This is a genomic window from Pontibacillus salicampi (genome assembly GCF_042434395.1).
GTDB classification, from domain to species: Bacteria; Bacillota; Bacilli; order Bacillales; family BH030062; genus Pontibacillus; species Pontibacillus salicampi.
Genome location: NZ_JBHLTP010000011.1, coordinates 1 through 20,540 on the forward strand (window position 1 = coordinate 1; position 20,540 = coordinate 20,540).

At 39.0% G+C, this 20,540-nt stretch carries 22 protein-coding genes and 2 pseudogenes; 9 read left to right on the forward strand and 15 right to left on the reverse strand.

Features of this window, described 5'->3' with window-relative positions:
* Positions 1-88 (forward strand): IS3 family transposase (locus ACFFGV_RS12150; RefSeq protein WP_377349295.1); only part of this gene is annotated, 88 nt, incomplete at its 5' end.
* A 354-nt stretch (positions 89-442) separates the two neighbouring features.
* Here ACFFGV_RS12150 and ACFFGV_RS12155 read toward each other — a convergent pair.
* The 11 genes and pseudogenes from ACFFGV_RS12155 to ACFFGV_RS12205 all read right to left on the reverse strand — a co-directional run.
* A pseudogene (locus tag ACFFGV_RS12155) lies at positions 443-571 on the reverse strand (transposase); the annotation flags it as partial.
* Positions 567-755, reverse strand: a pseudogene (locus ACFFGV_RS12160) (transposase); the annotation flags it as partial. The pseudogenes ACFFGV_RS12155 and ACFFGV_RS12160, both read right to left, overlap by 5 nt.
* Before the next feature lie 150 nt (positions 756-905).
* Positions 906-2,171, reverse strand: a complete 1,266-nt coding sequence (locus tag ACFFGV_RS12165) for a metal ABC transporter solute-binding protein, Zn/Mn family (protein WP_377348207.1) — start codon at positions 2,169-2,171, stop codon at positions 906-908.
* A gap of 129 nt (positions 2,172-2,300) precedes the next feature.
* Positions 2,301-2,711, reverse strand: a complete 411-nt coding sequence (locus ACFFGV_RS12170; protein ID WP_377348209.1) for a Fur family transcriptional regulator — start codon at positions 2,709-2,711, stop codon at positions 2,301-2,303.
* A gap of 151 nt (positions 2,712-2,862) precedes the next feature.
* Positions 2,863-3,663 (reverse strand): SDR family NAD(P)-dependent oxidoreductase, encoded by an 801-nt coding sequence (locus ACFFGV_RS12175; RefSeq protein WP_377348211.1) that lies wholly within the window; start codon positions 3,661-3,663, stop codon positions 2,863-2,865.
* 228 nt (positions 3,664-3,891) lie between these two features.
* Positions 3,892-4,044, reverse strand: coding sequence for a hypothetical protein (locus ACFFGV_RS12180; RefSeq protein WP_377348213.1), 153 nt, complete (start codon positions 4,042-4,044; stop codon positions 3,892-3,894).
* Between the two features lie 340 nt (positions 4,045-4,384).
* A complete protein-coding gene (locus ACFFGV_RS12185; RefSeq protein ID WP_377348215.1) occupies positions 4,385-4,870 on the reverse strand; it encodes a hypothetical protein in 486 nt (161 codons plus the stop codon).
* A gap of 96 nt (positions 4,871-4,966) precedes the next feature.
* Complete coding sequence (gene modB / locus ACFFGV_RS12190; protein WP_377349298.1) at positions 4,967-5,638, reverse strand: molybdate ABC transporter permease subunit; 672 nt, start codon at positions 5,636-5,638, stop codon at positions 4,967-4,969.
* Between the two features lie 14 nt (positions 5,639-5,652).
* Positions 5,653-6,390 carry a molybdate ABC transporter substrate-binding protein gene (gene modA / locus ACFFGV_RS12195; RefSeq protein ID WP_377348217.1) on the reverse strand — a complete coding sequence of 246 codons (738 nt, stop codon included), beginning with the start codon at positions 6,388-6,390 and terminating at the stop codon, positions 5,653-5,655.
* 11 nt (positions 6,391-6,401) lie between these two features.
* Positions 6,402-7,427, reverse strand: coding sequence for a ThiF family adenylyltransferase (locus tag ACFFGV_RS12200; protein WP_377348219.1), 1,026 nt, complete (start codon positions 7,425-7,427; stop codon positions 6,402-6,404).
* 126 nt (positions 7,428-7,553) lie between these two features.
* Entirely contained in the window at positions 7,554-7,784 is a 231-nt protein-coding gene (locus tag ACFFGV_RS12205; protein ID WP_377348221.1) for a hypothetical protein, read from the reverse strand.
* 346 nt (positions 7,785-8,130) lie between these two features.
* On the opposite strand from ACFFGV_RS12205, the gene ACFFGV_RS12210 reads away from it, so the two are divergent.
* The 4 genes from ACFFGV_RS12210 to ACFFGV_RS12225 are packed head-to-tail and all read left to right on the forward strand — an operon-like array spanning position 8,131 to position 12,274.
* Positions 8,131-9,723, forward strand: coding sequence for a spore germination protein (locus tag ACFFGV_RS12210; RefSeq protein WP_377348223.1), 1,593 nt, complete (start codon positions 8,131-8,133; stop codon positions 9,721-9,723).
* Position 9,724: 1 nt separating this feature from the next.
* A complete protein-coding gene (locus ACFFGV_RS12215; protein WP_377348225.1) occupies positions 9,725-10,909 on the forward strand; it encodes a Ger(x)C family spore germination protein in 1,185 nt (394 codons plus the stop codon).
* A gap of 2 nt (positions 10,910-10,911) precedes the next feature.
* On the forward strand, positions 10,912-11,139 hold the full coding sequence (locus ACFFGV_RS12220) for a hypothetical protein (RefSeq protein WP_377348227.1): 228 nt from the start codon (positions 10,912-10,914) through the stop codon (positions 11,137-11,139).
* A 22-nt stretch (positions 11,140-11,161) separates the two neighbouring features.
* Entirely contained in the window at positions 11,162-12,274 is a 1,113-nt protein-coding gene (locus ACFFGV_RS12225) for a GerAB/ArcD/ProY family transporter (RefSeq protein ID WP_377348229.1), read from the forward strand.
* 25 nt (positions 12,275-12,299) lie between these two features.
* On the opposite strand, the gene ACFFGV_RS12230 is transcribed toward ACFFGV_RS12225, so the two are convergent.
* The 4 genes from ACFFGV_RS12230 to ACFFGV_RS12245 all read right to left on the reverse strand — a co-directional run bounded on the left by ACFFGV_RS12230 (position 12,300) and on the right by ACFFGV_RS12245 (position 18,715).
* Positions 12,300-13,061: a sporulation protein gene (locus ACFFGV_RS12230; protein WP_377348231.1), complete on the reverse strand. Its 762-nt coding sequence runs from the start codon at positions 13,059-13,061 to the stop codon at positions 12,300-12,302.
* A 664-nt stretch (positions 13,062-13,725) separates the two neighbouring features.
* Positions 13,726-14,469 (reverse strand): LytR/AlgR family response regulator transcription factor, encoded by a 744-nt coding sequence (locus ACFFGV_RS12235; protein WP_377348233.1) that lies wholly within the window; start codon positions 14,467-14,469, stop codon positions 13,726-13,728.
* A gap of 73 nt (positions 14,470-14,542) precedes the next feature.
* Entirely contained in the window at positions 14,543-17,491 is a 2,949-nt protein-coding gene (locus ACFFGV_RS12240; protein ID WP_377348236.1) for an ATP-binding protein, read from the reverse strand.
* 234 nt (positions 17,492-17,725) lie between these two features.
* Positions 17,726-18,715: an acrylyl-CoA reductase family protein gene (locus ACFFGV_RS12245; protein WP_377348238.1), complete on the reverse strand. Its 990-nt coding sequence runs from the start codon at positions 18,713-18,715 to the stop codon at positions 17,726-17,728.
* A gap of 140 nt (positions 18,716-18,855) precedes the next feature.
* Between ACFFGV_RS12245 and ACFFGV_RS12250 the strand changes: the two genes are divergently transcribed.
* The 4 genes from ACFFGV_RS12250 to ACFFGV_RS12265 all read left to right on the forward strand — a co-directional run bounded on the left by ACFFGV_RS12250 (position 18,856) and on the right by ACFFGV_RS12265 (position 20,451).
* Positions 18,856-19,083, forward strand: coding sequence for a DUF3951 domain-containing protein (locus ACFFGV_RS12250; RefSeq protein WP_377348240.1), 228 nt, complete (start codon positions 18,856-18,858; stop codon positions 19,081-19,083).
* Positions 19,084-19,131: 48 nt separating this feature from the next.
* The gene (locus tag ACFFGV_RS12255; protein ID WP_377348242.1) at positions 19,132-19,272 is read left to right on the forward strand and encodes a hypothetical protein; all 141 of its coding nucleotides are present in this window, start codon (positions 19,132-19,134) and stop codon (positions 19,270-19,272) included.
* A 169-nt stretch (positions 19,273-19,441) separates the two neighbouring features.
* Positions 19,442-19,774, forward strand: coding sequence for a PadR family transcriptional regulator (locus ACFFGV_RS12260; RefSeq protein ID WP_377348244.1), 333 nt, complete (start codon positions 19,442-19,444; stop codon positions 19,772-19,774).
* Complete coding sequence (locus tag ACFFGV_RS12265; RefSeq protein ID WP_377348246.1) at positions 19,771-20,451, forward strand: DUF1129 family protein; 681 nt, start codon at positions 19,771-19,773, stop codon at positions 20,449-20,451. Before ACFFGV_RS12260 ends, ACFFGV_RS12265 begins: the two co-directional genes overlap by 4 nt.
* Positions 20,452-20,540: the final 89 nt, after the last annotated feature.

Genomic DNA, 20,540 nt, shown 5'->3' on the forward strand with positions numbered 1-20,540 from the left:
GATCTACTACAACAATTATCGTTATCAGTGGAACTTAAAAAAGATGACCCCTGTAGAATACAGAGATCATCTTCTTAAGTCAGCCTAGCCTTTTTTTAAATGTCCTTTACAAAGGGTACACTTTATTAAAGGATTGGGAGCTTTTGCTGCTCATATTGTGATGTTCATTCCTAATTTAAAATTCGCCTATTGACGCTAAGCTATGTTGAGTCATTCAACTAGACATTCTTCCTGTAGAAGAATGTCAGCAGCTTGTAGAGAAACCCCCTTGTTTCCTACAAGCTTTTTTCATGTATGCGGGCTGGCAAATACCACTCGCTTTCCGCGGACGAACGCCCGAGCCTCCTCGTGAAACCCACACTCGGGGGTCTCGGGTCGCCCGTTTTTCCGCAGGAGTCTCCTGGTATTTGCCAGCCCTTCACCGAAAAAGACTCTCCTTCACCTAACACACCCTTGATAGGTGAAGGGCAATCTTCTTCATGTTCTGACAGGCAGCTGTCAATAACGCCTGTTCGCGCACATTTTCTTTTCCGCGCAGGCGACAATAACGCAGCCCATGCAGTTCTTTTGAATAATACAAGAGGATCAAGTGAGGGACGACCATTGTCTTCGGAATAGTAAGATCGAACTTTTTCTGGAATGAAGGAGAAATCTATGTACTGATTGATTTTACGGAGGAGATGGTCTTCAGGAACAAGCTCTTCAACCGTGACCATTTCGATTTCATTTTGACGCTCTTTTTTGGATTGAAACATCGAATCACCATTCGTTAGAGAATATATAACTATTATAACAAATTAACGCGGTGAATAATGAAAGTAAAAAGAAATAAATAAGGCTGTCGAGACTTTCTCGACAGCCTGTAGACATTCTTCCTGTAGAAGAATGTCAGTTTAAACTAAAAGTTATTTATTAGTCACTTTTTCCAGCACCTCTAAATTATGACGCATAAGACTGAAGTAATCCTCTTCATTGTTTATATCTTCTTCTGTCAAAACAGAAATATTATGCAGACGTAGAGGTTTTGCTCCAATCTCCTCCTGTATAATTTCTCCAACAGAAGGTGTTACATTTTGCTCAAAAAGCACATATTCAATCTCATTCTGCTTTGAAATATCAATGATACTTTCTAATTGTTTTTGAGTAGGCTCTTGGGATGGAGATAAGCCTGCTATTGCTACTTGTTCGAGATTATATGCTTGCTCCCAATACCCGTATGCTGCGTGAGAGACTAATATCTTTTTCTGAGAAGCATCATCTAGCTTATCATGGAAGGATTGGTCCAACTCCGTTAACTGTTGCTTTAATGATTCAAAGTTTGCTTGGAACGTTTCCTCTTGTTCTGGCTTAAGGGCAATAAGCTCTTCTTTAATATTTTCCGCTATGGAAATAGCACGAATTGGATCCAGCCATACGTGGGGATCCTGATCACCATGATTATGCCCTTCATGAGATTCACTAGAGTGTTCTTCGTCTGAATGTCCACTATGCTCTTCTTCGTGGCTCTCTCCAGAGTGCTCTTCCTCTGTGTGTCCACTATGCTCTTCTTCGTGGCTCTCTTCAGAGTGACCTTCCTCTGTGTGTCCACTATGCTCTTCTTCGTGGCTCTCACCAGAGTGACCTTCCTCTGTGTGTCCACTATGCTCTTCTTCGTGGCTCTCACCAGAGTGACCTTCCTCTGTGTGTCCACTATGCTCTTCTTCATGACTTTCTCCAGCATGCTCTTCCTCATGAGATTCATGTTCTTGATGATTCTCTTCCGCATTATCTTCACCATGGTCATGAACGTTAGAAAGCATATCAATTCCTTTGGAGGCTTCTAAGATACGGACGTCTTCGTCTTTCAAAGATTCAGAGATTTTATCAGCATATGCTTCTAGATGTGCACTATTATACATAAATGCATCCCCTTTAGCGATATCTACCATTGTTTTCGAAGTAGGTTCATATGTGTGTGGGTCCGCACCTGCTGGGAGAATAGTTTCTACATTGACATAGTCCCCCCCAATTTTTTCAGCAAAATCCTTTATAGGGTAAATAGTAGTATAAATGTGTAAAGCATCCTCTTCACCAGACTGCTCTGTAGAACCTGATGTATCGGTAGAACAAGCAGCTAGTACGAAAAGTATCATAATTGCTATAATGGCTATTCCTTTATGGTAGACTTTCATTGGTACGTCTCCCCTTTTCTCTTATAATGTACAAAAAGGATTATATCGTAACAATTCCGATTTGTAAACAATAATGATTACGATTTGGAGGAGGGCAATAAATAAAGCCAGTAATCATAATCACTGGCTCTACATACAGGAAGGGCATTTTCCATACACTTCAAATGTATGGTGTTCAATTTGGTGTTCTGGCAATTGATCGGTAACAGCATCCATTGGGCAGATATCTATGGCATTTGATTTCCCACACGTTGTGCAAATAAAATGGTGATGATGTCCATCCGTTTCACAATGAAACCGGAAGTGCTTTTCCCCATCAAGGGTTGTCGTCTCTAAAATGCCTAATTCCGATAAGGTGTATAGATTACGATATACGGTGTCATAGCTGGCGCCAGGAAAATCAACCTGAAAATCGCCCCATAAATGCTTAACAGACAAATATTGCTCCTGCTTATCTAGTAATTCAAGCAGCCGAATGCGCTGCTTTGTATGCTTATACCCATTTTCTTTTAGTAGTTTTAAAGCTTGTGTAGCATTCATCCCAAATCATCCTTTTACCAAAGGTTCTAAATCCATTATAAGAAAAAATAGCGCTGTTGTACATTTTTCACTATTACTCAAGGCTAACAGTCTATTCAAAAGAAAAAAGCTTGGAAGAAAATAAACAATCTCATCCAAGCTTTCATCTCTATCATCTCATTAACGCACCTGCTGAAATCTTCATTGATTCACCAATTATATTTTCTGCTGCATCTGACAATAAGAAAACAATACTATTAGCTACTTCTTCAGGTTGGGTAATTCTTCCACTAGGGAGCTTTGATTCGGCTTCTAATCTTTCTTCTTCATATGTTTTTCCCTCTCGCTTCCCTTTTGCCTCAATTGCTTGTCTTCCCATGTCCGTGTCAACATAACCTGGGCATACAGCATTGACTCGAATATTGGATTGTATTGCCTCATATGCAAACGACTGTGTGAAGGCAGTAAGTGCAAATTTTGAAGCACTATAAGCAGTGTTGGCATACGCTCCTCGCAGTCCCGCAAGAGAAGATACATTTACTATAGCTCCCGAAGGCTGCTTCCTCATTTGTTTATACACAGATTGAGTTAGTAATACAGTAGAAAAATAGTTTAATTCCATCACGTTTCTTAGTTTTTCTTCCGTTAAATCCTCTAATGTACCATTGGCAATTACTCCAGCGGAATTTACTAGGCCAGTAATAGGTCCAATTGTTTGTTCAGCTTGCTTAATTAATTGCTCTCTTTCATCCGCTTCATTGATATTAGCTGCAAAGGCAAAGACAACAGCATCTTCGGTTAAGGATTCACACTCCTCCTTTAATTGCTGTAGGAGCTCTTTATTTCTTCCAGTAACCGTAATTGCAGCACCTGCCTTTACACATGCCTTAGCAGTTTCTAATCCTATCCCTCGTGTAGCTCCGGTAATTAATATGTGTGATTGTGATAATGCAGTAGGTGAAAATAATGTCATTATGTAGACCTCCTTTAGGGTTTATTATTACATAACCTAAAGGCAGGAGGCTAAAACGGAGTATTTATAAGTAGAAAAATAATGGGAGACTTACGGTAGGTGATAAAACAAAATAACGGAAAGTATCTGATGCTTCCATAATGCTGCGCTAGCTATTTTTGTACATTCTTTTGCTAATTGGCAGATACTTTCCCATTACAATGGCTTACAAATAAACTCGTACTCCTTCTATTTTTTTAATGGATTTCTTCTTAACGCATGAATCGTTTTGTTTATTTTTCCTTTTGGTACACCTTGTACGGAAGCATTATATTGTGCAACTTCCTGGCTTGCTTGATAATCCTTCTCAAATAGCTCACGAGCTTTAATGAACATATTCATGATGAACCCTCCTCATTTGTTATATTTATCGATTCCCTGAGAAATTCAAAGTAAAACGTAGGTATTCCCGCTTATTTTGATTTAATGTCTACTATTCCTTAACAATACTGAATAACAGGGATATTTGAAAATATACCATATCTCACTAACGATTGGCACTACATTTACTCACAGTATGTCTTTCAATTATATCCGCATTACTTAGGGAAGAAGTTACGCTAATAGTTTTTCCAATATAATGAATCCACTCTAAAACACATGTGGCAACTGGTATTTCACCCTTAACTGGGAGGCTTATAATGAAATAGAGCACAAGCAACCTAATCAAGTTGCTTGTGCTCTATTTTGAATACCAGGATGGAGGTTGCTGCAGCTGTTCTACATTGCCCTCATTTGGATGAACCAAATAAAAGTAATCTTGATTTTCTTCGGTGAATTGGTACACATACTTCCTGTCTGAAAGAACCCATGATTCAATTCCTTCCACCACAATGGTTCTTTTCCCTGCATCTATGAAGCTTCTTTGTAGGATCTGCTCATCGACATCTTGTATGTGTTTTCTACCATCTGCATAGCTGACATTTGGGGTAGCCACCCAGAACAAAACTGGCATGACTAAAATTAATGCAAATTGAATGGTTAGAAACGGTTTGTTCGTCTTGGCAAGCAAGGAGTATATACCAAAAACCATTTGAAACATAAAGATGGTGCAAAATACACTTACATCCATAATCATAGCGTATGACGTGTAATTAATATAAATAAAAGCCAAAAATTCTACCAGTGCGATGATAAACACTATCCACATCGCTAATGTACTCTTCATCCTATCAGCACCCAACTTTTGTTTCATAAAAGCATAACATATATTCTGATAGGGTTTGGGTTAATTTACAAAATTTTTATAAAAATAACCAATAGATTATAATTTCAACATTTTTCGCTGAAACATTGTCGAAAGGAGCAGGATGAGTACAGAAACGACCACACACATTACTACATAGAGCCAAGCGATGAACATATCGCCCGCTTCCATCGCTACATAGATAGCTGTAGGGATTGTTTGTGTTTTTCCTGGTATATTACCAGCAAACATAAGAGTAGCACCAAATTCTCCAAAGGCTCTTGCAAAACTAAGTAACAGACCGGTCAAAATAGCTGGTTTTGCAAGCGGTAATGTAATATACATAAATACCATAGCTTTTGAAGCACCATCTACAGCAGCTGCTCCTTCAATTTCCTTATCTATTTGGACAAACCCTGTCTTAGCCATCTGGTACATAAGTGGAAAAGCAACAACAGATGCAGCAATAGTCGCTGCCCACCAAGTAAACAGAATAGACTCACCAAACAGCCATTCTATAAACCGACCAAAAAAGCTAGTATGCCCAAACAATTTAATCAAAAGGAATCCAACAACCGATGGAGGTAAAACGATAGGAAGCAACGCTACCGTTTCGAGCATCAGCTTTCCTTTGAATGATTTTCTTCCGCCTATGAAACCAGTTATTGTCCCAAACACTCCCACCACAATGGCTGCAGTAAGGGAAATCGTTAAGGAAAGGTATATCGGTTGCCAAAAAGCCAAATGTATCACATCACCATTCTTTATTGTAATGCTTGGAAACCATATCGCTCAAAAACCTTCTGACTGCTTGCTTCCAGCAAATAGTCTTTAAACGGCCTTGCTTCTTCCTCTATTACCCCCATTGTATAAATGATTGGCTCATGGGAAGTTGGAGAGTATTCTTTAAGCGTATGTATCCCTTCAGATCGTTTCACATCCGACCCATATACGAAGCCAGCTGAAACGGATTGCTCTTCTACTAGAGTTAACACATGTGTGACATCCTTTGCATACACAAGATAATCCACTACGGAGGTCCACAAACCGGTGTTCTGTAATGATTGCTTAGCATACTTCCCTGCTGGTACTGTAGCAGGAGTTCCAATGGCTATCTTGCTTTTTTCATCCACCACTTCTTGTAAACTCTTCCAGCTTTGTGCTTTACTCTTAATGACGACAATAGAATTTCCCATAAGTGGGTATGTATTATCTTCTTTAATAATGTCTTCGTCTACTAATGATTTCATGTGAAGACTAGAAGCGGAAATAAACAAATCCACCGGTGCCCCTTGAGCAATTTGGGTCTGTAAGGAGCCAGAGCCCCCATAATTAACAATAATGGGCACATTGGGGTTTATTTTTTCATAAGAAGTGACAATTTCCTCTAATGGGGCTTGCAGGCTAGCAGCTGCAGATATAATTATCTCGTTATTGGTATGATTTTCATAAGAGCAGGAAGAGAGGAGGAGAAGAAATGTACATAAATACAGACGTTTCAACTTATACCCACCTACCCTTCAGGAATATAGCGTTGATATAATTGTCTTGCCTCTTTTTCGTCATTCGTTCCATGAAATATAGCTCGGCCATTCATAAATAAAATAATTCGCTTTGTTCCCTTGTTAGCAGACAACAAATAATCATTACTAGTAACAGAAAACCCTTCCTTTTGTAAGAGAGCTGTCATTCTACCTAAATTAATTTCCTTTGGAGCAGCAGGCCTTACTTGCACACTATCCCTTCCACAGAGAACAGTTGTTTTCGTAGTATTACTATGGTTGAGATTAGGAAAACTAGGAGAAGACCCACAAGTTGGGCATTGATCTCCATAGGCATTATGAACATCCATAGCGTAATGCTGATTATGCCAAACATCAAATGATGTCCATCTTTGATCAACCGAAGAAATGGCACCGACAAGTAGTTTAAGAGCGCTAGCTACCTGATGCGACACGACCATTTGCACTGTAGGCGCTATTATTCCAACAGTATCACATGTCTCCTGGTGAAGTGGTGTTTCAGGAAATAAGCAATGGAAACATGGAGTATGTTTAGGGATAAAAGTCATCGTAGTTCCATAACTGCCGACACAGGCTCCGTAAATCCACGGTATCCCCTTTTGGTAAGCAATATCATTTACCATTCTTCTTGTTTCGAAATTATCCGTTCCGTCCATTATGATATCTTTACCAGAGGCGCATTCTACAATATTACGAACCGTCACATCATCAACTATTGCATGGATGGTAACGTTCTCATTAATTTTATTTAAGGCATTCTTTGCTGCAATAGCTTTTGGCGTTTTATGGATAGCATCATGTTCTGTGTATAACGACTGCCTATGTAGGTTGGATTCCTCTACGTAGTCGCGATCAATAATCGTTATTGTTCCTACTCCAGCTCTTGTTAACGCTTCTGCATTAGCACTTCCCAAAGCGCCCGCTCCAATAATGAGTACATGCTTTTGCTGGATTTGCTGCTGTCCAGCATGTCCAATTGGCTGAAAACGTGTTTGTCTTGAATATCTTTCTTGCACAACGCATCCCCCAACCTGTTTAGTCTATGCAATATTCTACCATAGCTTACTTAGTCTTACACTTCTTTAGTGACCCCTAAGCACATAAAAAAACCGGCGAGCATTTTCCCCTCACCGGCATCTCTATTATCTTTCATTAACAACAGCTAATAAGTGATTTGGCTTTCCAGGTGGGACAAGCTTATCCTGCAAGTCAACGATTTGAAAACGATACCGACAATAAGCATGCTGCTCCTTAAGTGAATTTACAAAGCATTTAGCTGTTACATAATCACTGAACAGGACCTCTTCACGACTAGAATGTTCGAATGTGATTTCAGTACCACCGTTATACAATGCAATGACTTTAAAGTTCATGGGAGCTAGCCTCCTTTAGGTACCTTTCTACCTTTTCATTCATTATCTCTTAAATTATTTAAATTTTCAATATAATTACGGATCTTAGTGACTACTTCATTAATATTTAAGTATTTAGCCCCCCTACAAAAAACCCTTCACAACACATAACATGAACTGAAATTGGCAGGTTACCTGTGTCATTTTATCCATTCACATACATATTCCCCCACCAAATACAAGTATTCAACAGCATAAGTGTTTTTTCATTTTTCACTTATGGTATGAATTGCAGGTATTCGTAAAAGATAAAGATAATGGAGCAAATAATTAGAAGATTGCAATCTGATAAGATAGAGGGTTTGTCATGTGGAAATGGTTTAAAAAAAACGTAAAAGAACCTAATACAGAACATAAACAGGAAGTAAAACCCCAATTGCTGTCTTCTTCTGTTTATCAAAATATAGAGTATATTAAACACTCCCTCGGTCATAGCACAGATATAGTGAGTCGGACGTTCCGTGCATTCGAGGATGGATCCATCAAAATAGGTATTGTGTACACAGACGGACTTGTGAACGATGAGGCGATTCAAGCTACCATTACCCAGCCTCTTATGCATGAGATTAGACAATCATCATTAGACAAACGTGCTTTCACAGGTCTATCCGCCATTGATATTCTGAAACAGTTTTCCCTTATTAATTTGGAACTGGAAGAAGTCAAGCACATGCACCAAGTACTACTTCATGTATTATCTGGAGATACTCTCGTCTTCTTAGAAGACTTCCAAACAGCATTTGCAATTGATACTCGCGGATGGCAAATGAGGAATATTGAAGAGCCTACGACACAGGCAGTTGTGAGAGGGCCCAAGGAAGGATTCACGGAAACACTGCGTACCAATACAGCGTTATTACGAAGAAGAATTAAAGATCCTAATCTTTGGATAAAAACAAAGCCTATTGGAAGAAAGACACAGACCGATGTTGCAGTAGCTTTCATGAATGGTATTGCTGACGAAAAAATAGTCTCAGAAGTAATGAAGCGTCTAAATCAAATCGATATTGATTCCATTCTGGACAGTGGGTATATAGAGGAGCTCATTCAGGATGAAACATATACCCCCTTCCCTACAGTATATAATTCGGAACGTCCTGATAGTATAGCAGCAGGTCTATTAGAAGGAAAAATAGCTATTATTGTTGACGGCTCCCCTTTTGTACTTTTGGTACCTGCTTTATTTGTTCAGTTCTTTCAGGCTCCGGAGGATTATTATCAGCGAGCTGATTTTGCAACTTTAGTTCGCATGATTAGATACATATCGTTTTTCCTTGCTTTACTAACGCCATCTGCCTATATTGCATTAACAACGTATCATCAGGAGATGATTCCTACTTCTCTATTAATAAGCTTATCATCACAACGAGAAGGGGTTCCCTTTCCAGCCTTAATTGAAGCCTTAATTATGGAGCTCACCTTCGAAATATTAAGGGAAGCTGGAATAAGACTTCCAACTGCTGTTGGCTCTGCAATCTCTATTGTAGGTGCATTAGTGCTTGGCCAGGCTGCTGTAGAAGCAGGGCTTGTATCATCAGCTATGGTTATCGTCGTATCCTTAACTGCGATCTCCAGTTTTGTATCACCAAGCTTCAACTTTGCGATAACGATAAGAATGCTCCGCTTTATCTTTATGATATTGGCTGCCACCTTTGGACTTTATGGCATTCTTCTAGGACTGATTATTCTAGTGCTCCACCTTTCTAGCCTGCGTTCTTTCGGAATTCCATATTTAACTCCAATGTCTCCTTATAATAAAGAAGACCAAAAGGATACTATTCTTCGTTTGCCTAGATGGTCATTAACGACTAGACCGAGATTGGTCAACCAAAAGAATATCGTTAGGGTAAACAATAACAAACAACATTCTAACACCAGTAACCAGAAGGGAAAGAAATAGTATGCCTCGATTTCGAATTACTCTTCAGCTTCTGCTCTGCCTTCTATTACTTACAGGATGCTGGAGTAAAAGGGAGCTCGACGAACTTGCTATCGTCACATCGATTGGGGTAGACAAGGTGGAAGATGAATACAGGCTTACCCTTCAAATTATTAACCCAGGGGAAGTAGCTGCCCAGCAAATTACTACAAGAACAGCGGTTTCTTCCTATACAGCAACAGGTCGCTCTTTATTCGAAGCGATCAGGGAAATGACAGAGACCATACCAAGAAGAATATATGCTGCTCATATTAGAGATGTAGTAATCGGTGAAGAAACAGCACGAGATGGGATAACAGAGGTTTTGGATTTCTTTATGAGAGACCATGAATTTCGTACAGATTTTTTTGTAGTGGTGGTTAGGGACATGAGCGCATTCGATTTTCTTAACACCTTAACCCCAATGGAAAAAATACCAGCAGAAAAACTGTACAATTCCCTCGAAGCCTCCTTTCAATACTGGGCAGCAACTAAAAGCACAAAGATTCAAGAAATAATTAACAGTCTTTTATCTGAGGGGCGACAGCCTGTGATGACTGGAGTATCTGTTAATGGGCAAACGTCGACAGGGAGTCGATTAGAAAACGTAGAACAGATATATTCACCAGCTCAAATTGCCTTGAAAGATTTAGCAGTATTTAAGGGCGATAAGTTAATAGGCTGGCTTACAGGGGATGAAAGCAAGGGGTTTAATTACATTACGGATAATGTAAGAAGCACTGCAGAGTATATGGATTGTCCTCAAGGCGGCAATATAACCTTTGAAATACTGACCTCCGACTCCAAATCTACTGTAATTATCCAAGACGGGCAGCCGAATATCAATATTAACGTAAAGGTAAAAGGATTAATTGACGAAGTACAGTGCAGGCAAATAGATTTATCGAAAGAAAAAACGATTCAAACTCTAGAAAAAGATCTGGGTACACAAATTCAGAAGTATATGGAGACTTCCCTAAAGAGAGCTCAACAAGAATTTCAAAGCGATATATTTGGATTTGGCGAACAAACCATGCGTTCCCACAATCAATATTGGAAAGAAAATAAAGGTGATTGGCCAACTATCTTTACTGACCTAGAGGTGCATACTGCTGTAGACGTTAAACTAGAAAGAACCGGAAAAATTATAGACTCATTTCAGGATTAGAGGTGAAGCAAATGTGGGCTTTGGTCATCATAATGCTTTCCTTTTTAGGATACTTAGAAGGGAAACGAATTGTAGCTAGCCAAGGGCTTAGAGAGGGTATCTTTTTTTGTGCCATGTATGGTTTAGCGTCAGTCTTGTCTATTCTGTTAGTAGTAGGTGTACCTATTCCAACCCCATTAAAAGCTATATCCATCATATATCAGCCAATTATTAACCTAATCCAAGGATAAAAAACAAGAAAGGAGCAGCCTAATGTCATCTAAAGAAATAATTAGTCCGCGTCAGTTCAGCCTGCTCCTTCTTTGGTTTTTGACTGGAACCTCTATCTTATTAACCCCAGGCAATCTGGTTGCTCTTTCAAAGAATAGTGGTTGGATTTGCGTTATTCTGCTATTCCCTTTTGGGATGTTGTACTTACGCATGTTATATAGTCTAGGTAAAATACACGGTAATATAGACTTCTTACAAATTAATATAAAAGTGTTCGGGAAAATTATTGGAAGACTTATTACCTTTCTCGTATCTCTGTTTGCTTTAATATCTGCTTCTACCGTTTTGTGGGTTATCGGGGACTTTATTGCTTTAAATATTTTGTATGCTACACCAGTTGTCTACATCCATATTCTATTTATGTTAGCCATTCTCGCAGGAGTGTATTACGGAATTGAAACGATAGGCAGGACTGCAGAGATCTTTACACCTTGGATATTAAGCATCCTGCTATTTATAGCCATATTCAGCATCCCTCAAATAAAATGGAAGCGGACTATGCCTTTTCTACAGGAAGGAGTACAATCTGTTTTACAGGGAAGCTATTATGAATTAACAATTTCCACTTTGCCCCTTATTACGATCCTATTCTTTTTCTTTCATTCAGTAGAAAAAGAACGTCTTTCTTTTCGAAACCTTTATGTTCCTTATTTTCTTTACGTACTCATTATTACAGTTATCACCTTTTTAGTTATCACTGTATTAGGGGCCAATATTGGTGGGATGCATTCTTTTCCTACCTATATGTTATCGAAGAACATTAAAGGTGCTGTGGAGCGAGTGGAGGTGCTTGTAGCCATTTCCTGGATACTTACTATCTATTTCAAAATGAATATTTATTTCTTTGCTGCATGTAAAGGAATAGCCAATACATTATCGTTACAAAGCTACCGCTCTATCGTCCTGCCGGTAGGTATTATTACACTTTGTTTGTCTGTCATCATTTACCCAGATAATATTTATGCAGACAATTGGAACCAGTCTATATGGCTATATTATGTAACTACGTTTGGGCTGTTGTACCCCATCCTTTTGTGGGTGATTAGTGTAATCAAACATAAAAGGGCTTCTTCGGGTAATCAAAAAACCCCTTAGCATGAATGCTAAGGGGAGTATTGCTTTATTTTGAAAAACGTTCAATAACCTGCTCTAATTTAGCTGCTATCGTGCTTTCTCCTTGATCTAAATCATCATTCGTCAATGTAGTACGTACGCGACTTTCATCTGCATCGAGTGCTTCCGCCAATAAACCACCTAATCCATTAGCCCGGCGATCCACTTCCATGAACAGCTCCACCCCATTATCAGATGGAAAGAATACTATTTCTAATTCATCCAACTCTTTTCGAAACTTGTTGCCAGGGATAAATTCGTATTCCTGAACAATTTGGCGGTTTTTTGCTTGTTCCATTTCCACTTTTTTTAAAGAGAATCCAAGTTCATGCTGAAGTGCCGTAAGTATGGTTTGCACTTTATCAGCAGGATCTACATGGATATAGTCTCTATCCTGGGGATCCACCGCCATCGGTATATCAAGACCTGTTTGAAACCATATTGGCAGTCTGCCAAAACTTGCAGGAGTATCTACTGGAAGCTGAAAGGAGAATTCCACTTCTTTCTGCTCATTCGGCTGAAGGGTAAAGGAGTCCGTAATGTTAAAACGGTGAATTATTTGCTCCTCTTTCACTTTACGATCATCCACCTCTTTCACCACTTCTGTCATGAGAAAGAGGTTAATGCGTTCAATTTCTTGCTCCACATTACCGCCTTTCATGACAACTTTGCCATCCACTTGCTCCCCAGCTGCATACCGTTCCTTCTCTAACTGAGTATCTACTGTAGCAGAGCCAACACCTAAACTAGCCATGATTTTTTTAAACATAATCTCATCATCCCTTTCGTCATTTTTTTCTTCTATGACCTTCTACGTTCCATCTTAAGCCATAGTTTCGGATAATTCATAGGAAAAAGCCCTTCAGCAGGTACTTTTTTGTTTCTGTTATGGGTGATTAGTGGTTTTAATTGTTCTATAAACTAATATATTGAATCCAAGTAATCCACATAAGTGCGCACGATAGTAATGGTAAACCCAGAAAAGCATCCTCAGAGCGTGTATGTATAAAAAACGCAAAAAACAATGCCGTGTCAATCCGGCATTGTTTTTTTTATATTTATTCCAGTCGTCTCTTTTTTGTCTCTTTTTATAGGAGGTCACGATAAATATAAAGGCCTCTGTGTACTATTGTATTGTTTAATAAAAAGAAAGGGAGAAATATTAAGCAATCCATATAGTACTATGCCATATACCATAAGCAGCGGATGATGGGACATAGCATGTCAGGAACTTTATCATTTAAGGCATGACCTCCTTTATAGAGTACCAAGCGCACCTGAAATGGTCAAAATAAATCAGACCCTTACAGCCCCCTATTCTCCCGTTTCAAACATAGATAATTGCTATTCATACGATAAATCTACCTTTTTGGGACAAAAAAAGAAAATCCTGACATTACTATACAGCAACGTCAGGACTACCTTTTGTCTTTTTAAACACCATTTGTACTATTTAACATTTGTTGTACTCGTTGTATGTTTTGTTTGGATATTTGAGCAGCTATGTCATAATGATCGAAAAAGACAAGATAGCTTTTACCAGATGTTTGTATTCTTGCTACACGATGTAAATTAATTATGAACGATCGGTGTGATTGAACGAAGCGATGGTCCAAATACTCCAGAAAATATTCTAATGTTTCTCCTGATGAGTATTGCTCCTCTACCGTATGGATAATAGATTTCCGATCATTTTTTTCAATAAAAAGAATATCATCGATCTGTACGTAATACAAAGAACGATTGAACCGAATAGGTATTCTCGCTAAACTAGCATTCCATTTTTCTAATTTCCTGTCTTTTTCTTTCAAGACCTTTTTGGCTCTTTCTAACGAAAGCATCAACCTGCTCATTTGTATGGGCTTTAGTACATAATCAACTGCATTCAATTCAAACGCCTCCACAGCAAAATTCTCATGAGCCGTTGTGAAAATATAGGAGAGGGATGGTAACGTACGTTGCAACTCCTTCACTGCATCAATCCCTTTGCGTTTCGGCATTTCTATGTCACATAGTACTAAATCTGGAGAGTGTTCAAAGACTTTCTCGATTAATTCTTCCCCATCTTTTGCTTCAGCAACTATTTCAAAAGAGTCAGCTGCCATTTTTTCTATCATTTGTCTTAACAGCTTTCTAGAAGCTGCCTGGTCTTCCGCTACAATAATGCGATACGTCATATGCATCATCCTACTGCTTAAGTTTATTATCTTTAGTATAAGGGAAATTGTTTAGTTTGTTTATACATTAGCCTTAATTATCTTTATTTTCCTCCTCATACAAATACTTTTGCAGCATATGGGTGAAAGTCTGGACTTGAAGCGGTTTGGTCATATAATCATCGAACCCTGCTTCTATCCCTTTTTCCATATCTCTTGGCATGGCGTTAGCACTTATTGCTACCACAACTGTATTCTTTGTTTCCTCCATTCTCTTTAATGTAGAAAGTACGTCATATCCATCTTGTTCTGGCAAATGAATATCTAATAATAGTAAATCCGGCTCGTGTGCTTGAGCTAAATCAATTCCCATCTCTCCATTAGCAGCCGAGAAAAATTCAATATCAGGATACTTATTTAAAATCTTTTGCACAAGGTGAAGATTGGCTGGATTATCCTCCACATACAATACCTTCTTTTTCCCTTCAAAGGTAGCGTACTCTCCTTGCTCTCTTTCTTGCTCCAGGTTAGGAATATCCATCCATTCCACTAAAGGCATTTCGATTCGAAAAATGCTTCCTTGCTCGACTTTACTTTGGACGGAAATAGTACCGTTCATCATAGCTACCAATTGCTTTGTAAGGGCTAGACCAATGCCGGTTCCTTCTATGACAACATCTTCTCGTATCCTTGTGAATGGCTCGAAAATATGAGGAAGCTCCTCCTCTTCAATGCCAAAACCGGTATCCTCTACAATGAACTGCAAGGTATGCTGCTGGATGCTACAGGAGAAATGAATGCTCCCGCCTTCTTGATTGTATTTGACCGCATTAGATAATAAATTCAGTAATACTTGCTTCAATCGAGTTCTATCTGCATACACATATGTTTCCCTGCAGCAGCGAATCGTATGGTTTAACTGAATATCTCTCTTTCTCGCTAATGGATACGTAATGCTTAATACTTCATCAATAACGCTAGAGACCTCTACGGGCTCTATTGAAACGGAAAGCTTTCCAGATTCTATCTTAGCCAAATCCAGTATTTCATTAATTAATGTTAATAGGTGATTACCAGCTTTGATTATTTCCTCCACATTTTCCATTTGGGAGTCATTCAAATTTTCTTCTTCGAATTCTAATAACTGAGCAAAACCCAATATAGCATTCATAGGTGTTCGTAGCTCATGACTCATGCTGGATAAGAATTCAGACTTAGCCTGAGAGGCTCGCTCCGCTTCCTCTTTCGCTTTCCTTAAGGATTCCTGTAACTCTTTTAAACCCGTAATGTCTCGAACCGTTAAGACGTAATGCGTTTCACTCCCCTGTCGATCTTCAATAGGTGAAAGTCGGCCTTGGAACCATCGCTTACCACTTAATGTTGTAATATAGTACTCCATATTTTTAGACTCTCTTGTACGACTCACCTCTTGAATGGTAGACATGAAATGGTTCGAATCCTCTTCTGAAAACACTTCTGGAATGGAGGCCCCCATCAACTCTCTAATAGGTTTGGCTAGTTTCTGCTCATTCCTTGTCCAAATAGATAAATAGCGGCCCTGACTATCAATACGCATAATAATATCATCAATGGAAGAAATAACAGCTCTTAAGTCGGATTCCTTTTCCTTGAGCTCCTGTTGGGCTGCATGAAGTGCTTCATTTGCTTTCCCTAATGTATTCCCCATTGTTGTTATGCTCTTATCAATGTCATCAAGCTCTTCTATTGAATAGGATTGACTCGATTGAAAGTAATTTCCTCTGCCAATGTCATGAACAGTGTTTTTCATATCTAGCAATGGCCGGGAAACCTGATAGCTCATTTTTTTGGAATAGCGAAACAAGAATAGAAAATAACCTAAATAAAAAACAAGCAGCGCTGCAATAAGGAGTGCTCCAATTCTAATTAATGTCTTATTTATATCTGCAATGTTTCCGTATATATGATCCTCTTCAATAACGACGAGAAGCTTCCAGCCCGTTTTAGGCACCGTAGACCAGGCCAGCATTCTTTCTTCCCCGTTAATGGAGGCCTCTAGAAGACCTTGGCTGTTCTCTTTTAAACTTGCAGCATAAGGTTTGGTGGCTTGCAAATTAAACACATTATAGTTACTTGGTTTTAGCGTATTTTTTAATACAGCATGTTGGTAAGTATGTCCCTTTAGTTCCGTTAAGCCAAGAAGCTGTTCGCCTTCCTCCGGTAAAGCTAATAGGGTTCCATCCTCCTCCATTAAAATGCCATAACCCTCCCAGGGAATATCAATATTTAACACATCGTTTACGATAGTGGAGACTTTTATATCAATACCTACTACGCCTTCTAGGAAATTATCATTATAGACAGGTGCAATGGAAGAAGCGATCCAGCCTTGACCAGCTGGATCTAAATAAGCATCAGTCCAAACGACCTCCCCAGAAGGATTATGCTCTTTATCAGCTTGATAGAAAAAATTATAATCTTGAGCTTTCATAGTTGGAGAATATTGATTTTTCACATTAAAGTAAGGGTAAATAACATTTAAGGTATCATATGTATTCATGTAAACACCAGCTGCCAGAGGCTCACTTTCGTAAATATGCTTCATCAAATTTTGTTGTGATAGTATTTGGGCAACCTTGCCAATATCCTTCTTTTTATCTGGCATTGCATTGCTATAGTATACTGCTGCCCCGTCTGAGGATGTATTAGAGGCAGAGTAATATACGCCATTTCCTGCAAATTCTAATCGCTGCTTATCCTCATCAGATAACGAATGCTCCTCCTGCATAGCTTCTTCCATTTCTTTCCGGAATAATTCCGTAACCTCTGAAATGGAACGTACCTTATTGGATATTACTTCACTCTCTGTTGAGGCAAGCTGTTTCAATTCTACCTGGGCTTCTTCTTTTAAATTATGCACAATTGAATTTTTAGACCACTCAAAACTAATGAAATAGAAGGCGATAAACACCAATTCCACAACCAGTAGTGGAACTAACGCTGTCCGAATAAAGGAGCTCCAAATCCATCTTAACAAGGGAGATTTTTCTTTTTGGTTATTCACATCTATGCACCTCCTTTCCTATCTTCATTCTATATAAAAGCAACAAACGCACCTTGCCATTCATTCCACAACATCATAATGATAGTGTGTGATATCTGCTGACTTGGTTGCAAAATGATTCTGCCATAGTAGACATATTAGAAAAAGGGTCAACCAGTTTTCATCTGGTTGACCCTTTTATCTTACTATATTATGATGTTCAATCATACCTGGTGTGTGTTTGTCCGGTATTATCTATTGTTCCATGGAAACAATCGTACGACCGGTCACTTTTCCTTGAAGTATTTGCTCTAATGTAGAAGGAAGCTGTTCTAATGTAATTTCATTTTCTATTGTCGCAAGCTGTTCTGGCTTCAAATCTGTTGCTAGGCGATCCCATACTCGCTTCCTCAGCTCCATTGGGCAATAAACTGAATCAATACCTAGCAGGTCAACTCCACGCAGAATAAATGGCATAACAGTTGTTGGTACCTCGACACCTGCTGTAAGTCCACTTACCGCAACAGCTCCTCCATATTGAATGGAGCCTAAAACAGATGCTAAAGGCTTGCCGCCTACTGGATCCACAGCTGCAGCCCAACGTTGCTTCTGAAGCGGTTTAACCTTTTCTGGAGTAACTTCTTCTCTGCTCAACACAGTTGTTACCCCGAGGGATTTAAGATAGTCTGCCTGTTCAGATTTACCAGTTGCTGCTTCTACTGTAAAACCGCGCTTCACTAACATTGCAACAGCCATACTGCCAACTCCGCCTGTAGCACCCTGTACAAGAACAGGACCATCTTCCGGCGTAAGCCCGTTCTGCTCTAAACGATGAACAGATAACGCCGCAGTAAAGCCTGCAGTACCGAAGGTCATTGCCTCTTTCAACGATAAGTTTTCAGGTAAAGGGACAATCCAGTTACTATTCACTCTTGCATATTCACTAAACCCGCCATCTTGAGCAACACCTAATTCATAGCTTGTAACGATAACCTTCTGGCCTTCATAATAATCAGGATTATCAGAATGTGTTACCGTACCAGCCAAATCAATCCCTGGTACAATAGGATATTCTTTTACTACTTTGGATTTAGGAACAGTAGCCAGTCCATCCTTATAATTGACACTTGAATATACAACTTTGATTGTTACGTCGCCTTCCGGCAAATCAGATTCTGTTCGTTCAACGATTTGTGTATGGGCTTGTTCTTCTTCTTTTGTTACTAATAATGCTTTAAATGACATAAACAATCTCCTTTCTTGTGCAGCTTCATCTTGCACTTGAGGAAATGGTAACATAACACAGAAAAAGATGTCCTCTCTTAAGCATTCGAGGTCCATTTGTATTATAATGGAAATTAATACACTCCCGAAAGGAGCTTTCTATGCTTATCATTACCCTCCTATCCATTTCCTTTCCCTTCCTCATCTTTGTTTTATTACTTTATGGTATGTACAAGGGGCTTATAAAGAAGAGCAATATTACCGCCTATTATACCCCTTTCGATGAAATTACAGGGCAATCCTATAACAGTTTTCAAGATGAACAAGAAATGGAAGAGGAAGAGGACAATCAAGAGGGAGAAGAAATAAACAAACTGCCCCATGTATGAGCTCTCCCTTTTGGTATAACCTATATACCAAAAGGAGGGGATTTCTTCATGAATCAGCATACGGAACGGCAAGATTATCATCCAGCAGCACTTTCCGCTGACATGCTGGAAGAAATAAGAACACTGGAACACAAACTTCGATCTCAATCTGACGAAGAAATTATTCTTATTGCTTATTCTCAAGACTGAACCACCTGTATAAAGGTGAAGTACTGGTTATCTAAGGCTCCTATTATAAGGGGCTTTTTTGTTTGTACAGCTACACAGACTCCATATCACAAACTATCTTGCTTTACCAATTAGTGTGGTATATACTTAACTATATGGTATTACAAGATAGTTTGAAAGGAATGAAAATTTGTCGCTTCGAAGTCAATTACTAAAAGGCATATTAGAAGGGTGTATACTATCCATTATTTCCCACGAAGAGGTGTATGGATATGAATTGTCTGTCAAACTTCAAAGCTTCGGACTGTCGGACGTAAGCGAGGGGTCTATCTACCCAGTCCTTTTACGCTTACAGAAGGCCAAGCTTATAAGTGGAGAAATGCGCACTTCCCCTTCAGGCCCAAAACGGAAATATTATCACATTACAGAGGAAGGAGAAAATACTTTAATTCAATTTAAGAAGGAATGGGAAAGCATTAAGCTTCCTGTGGAACAAATCATCAAGGGGAGGGACGGAGATTGAACGCCAAAGAGTTAATTAAGGAAAATAACCATAAGCGCAAGCTACTAACAGAAAACAATGAACAATATTACGAAAAAATGCTCATATATATTCGTACCCAACTATTTCTCTCGGAGGAACAAAGTGAAGAACTACTAATGGAATTATTAGAGCATTTACTCGAGGCTCAGCATCATGGAAAAACTGCAGAAGAAGTTTTTGGAGACAATCCAAAAGCTTATGCAAGGGAATTAGTCCAGCAGCTTCCTAAAGAAACTAAATCCAGCCTGTTTATATTCATTGGGTTTATCTTCGTTCAATTTATAGGCTGGATGGCACTAGGACATGGTGGTATCTCAGTCATTTTAGGGTTCTTTTCAGACCTTGGGACAACTACTATACATCTCGGAAGCGGTGCAGTACAAATTATCGTGGATGTCATTGCGTCCATTCTCGTTATTGCTTTTGTGTTAAAATTACTTAGGGATTCCATGTTTAAGAAGGTAAGCAAATGGATAGAGTTTATCATCATATGGATGTTACTTCTTTTTCTCTTTTCCATATACATTTTTTCAGATAAGCTGATACCTGCATTCGGAGCTACCTTTGAAGTTCACGGCATCCTCTTCTTCATCTTTGGTCTTATCATAATTGCTGGAAGTAAACGATTTGATACAAAGTTTCGGTTAACTAAATAAAGCACATAAAAGAGCAGACTCCTGCATCATAACGGCCTGCTCTTTTTCAAGCTCAACTCTTTGAAAAGCGTGGTAACTGTTATTTCAGA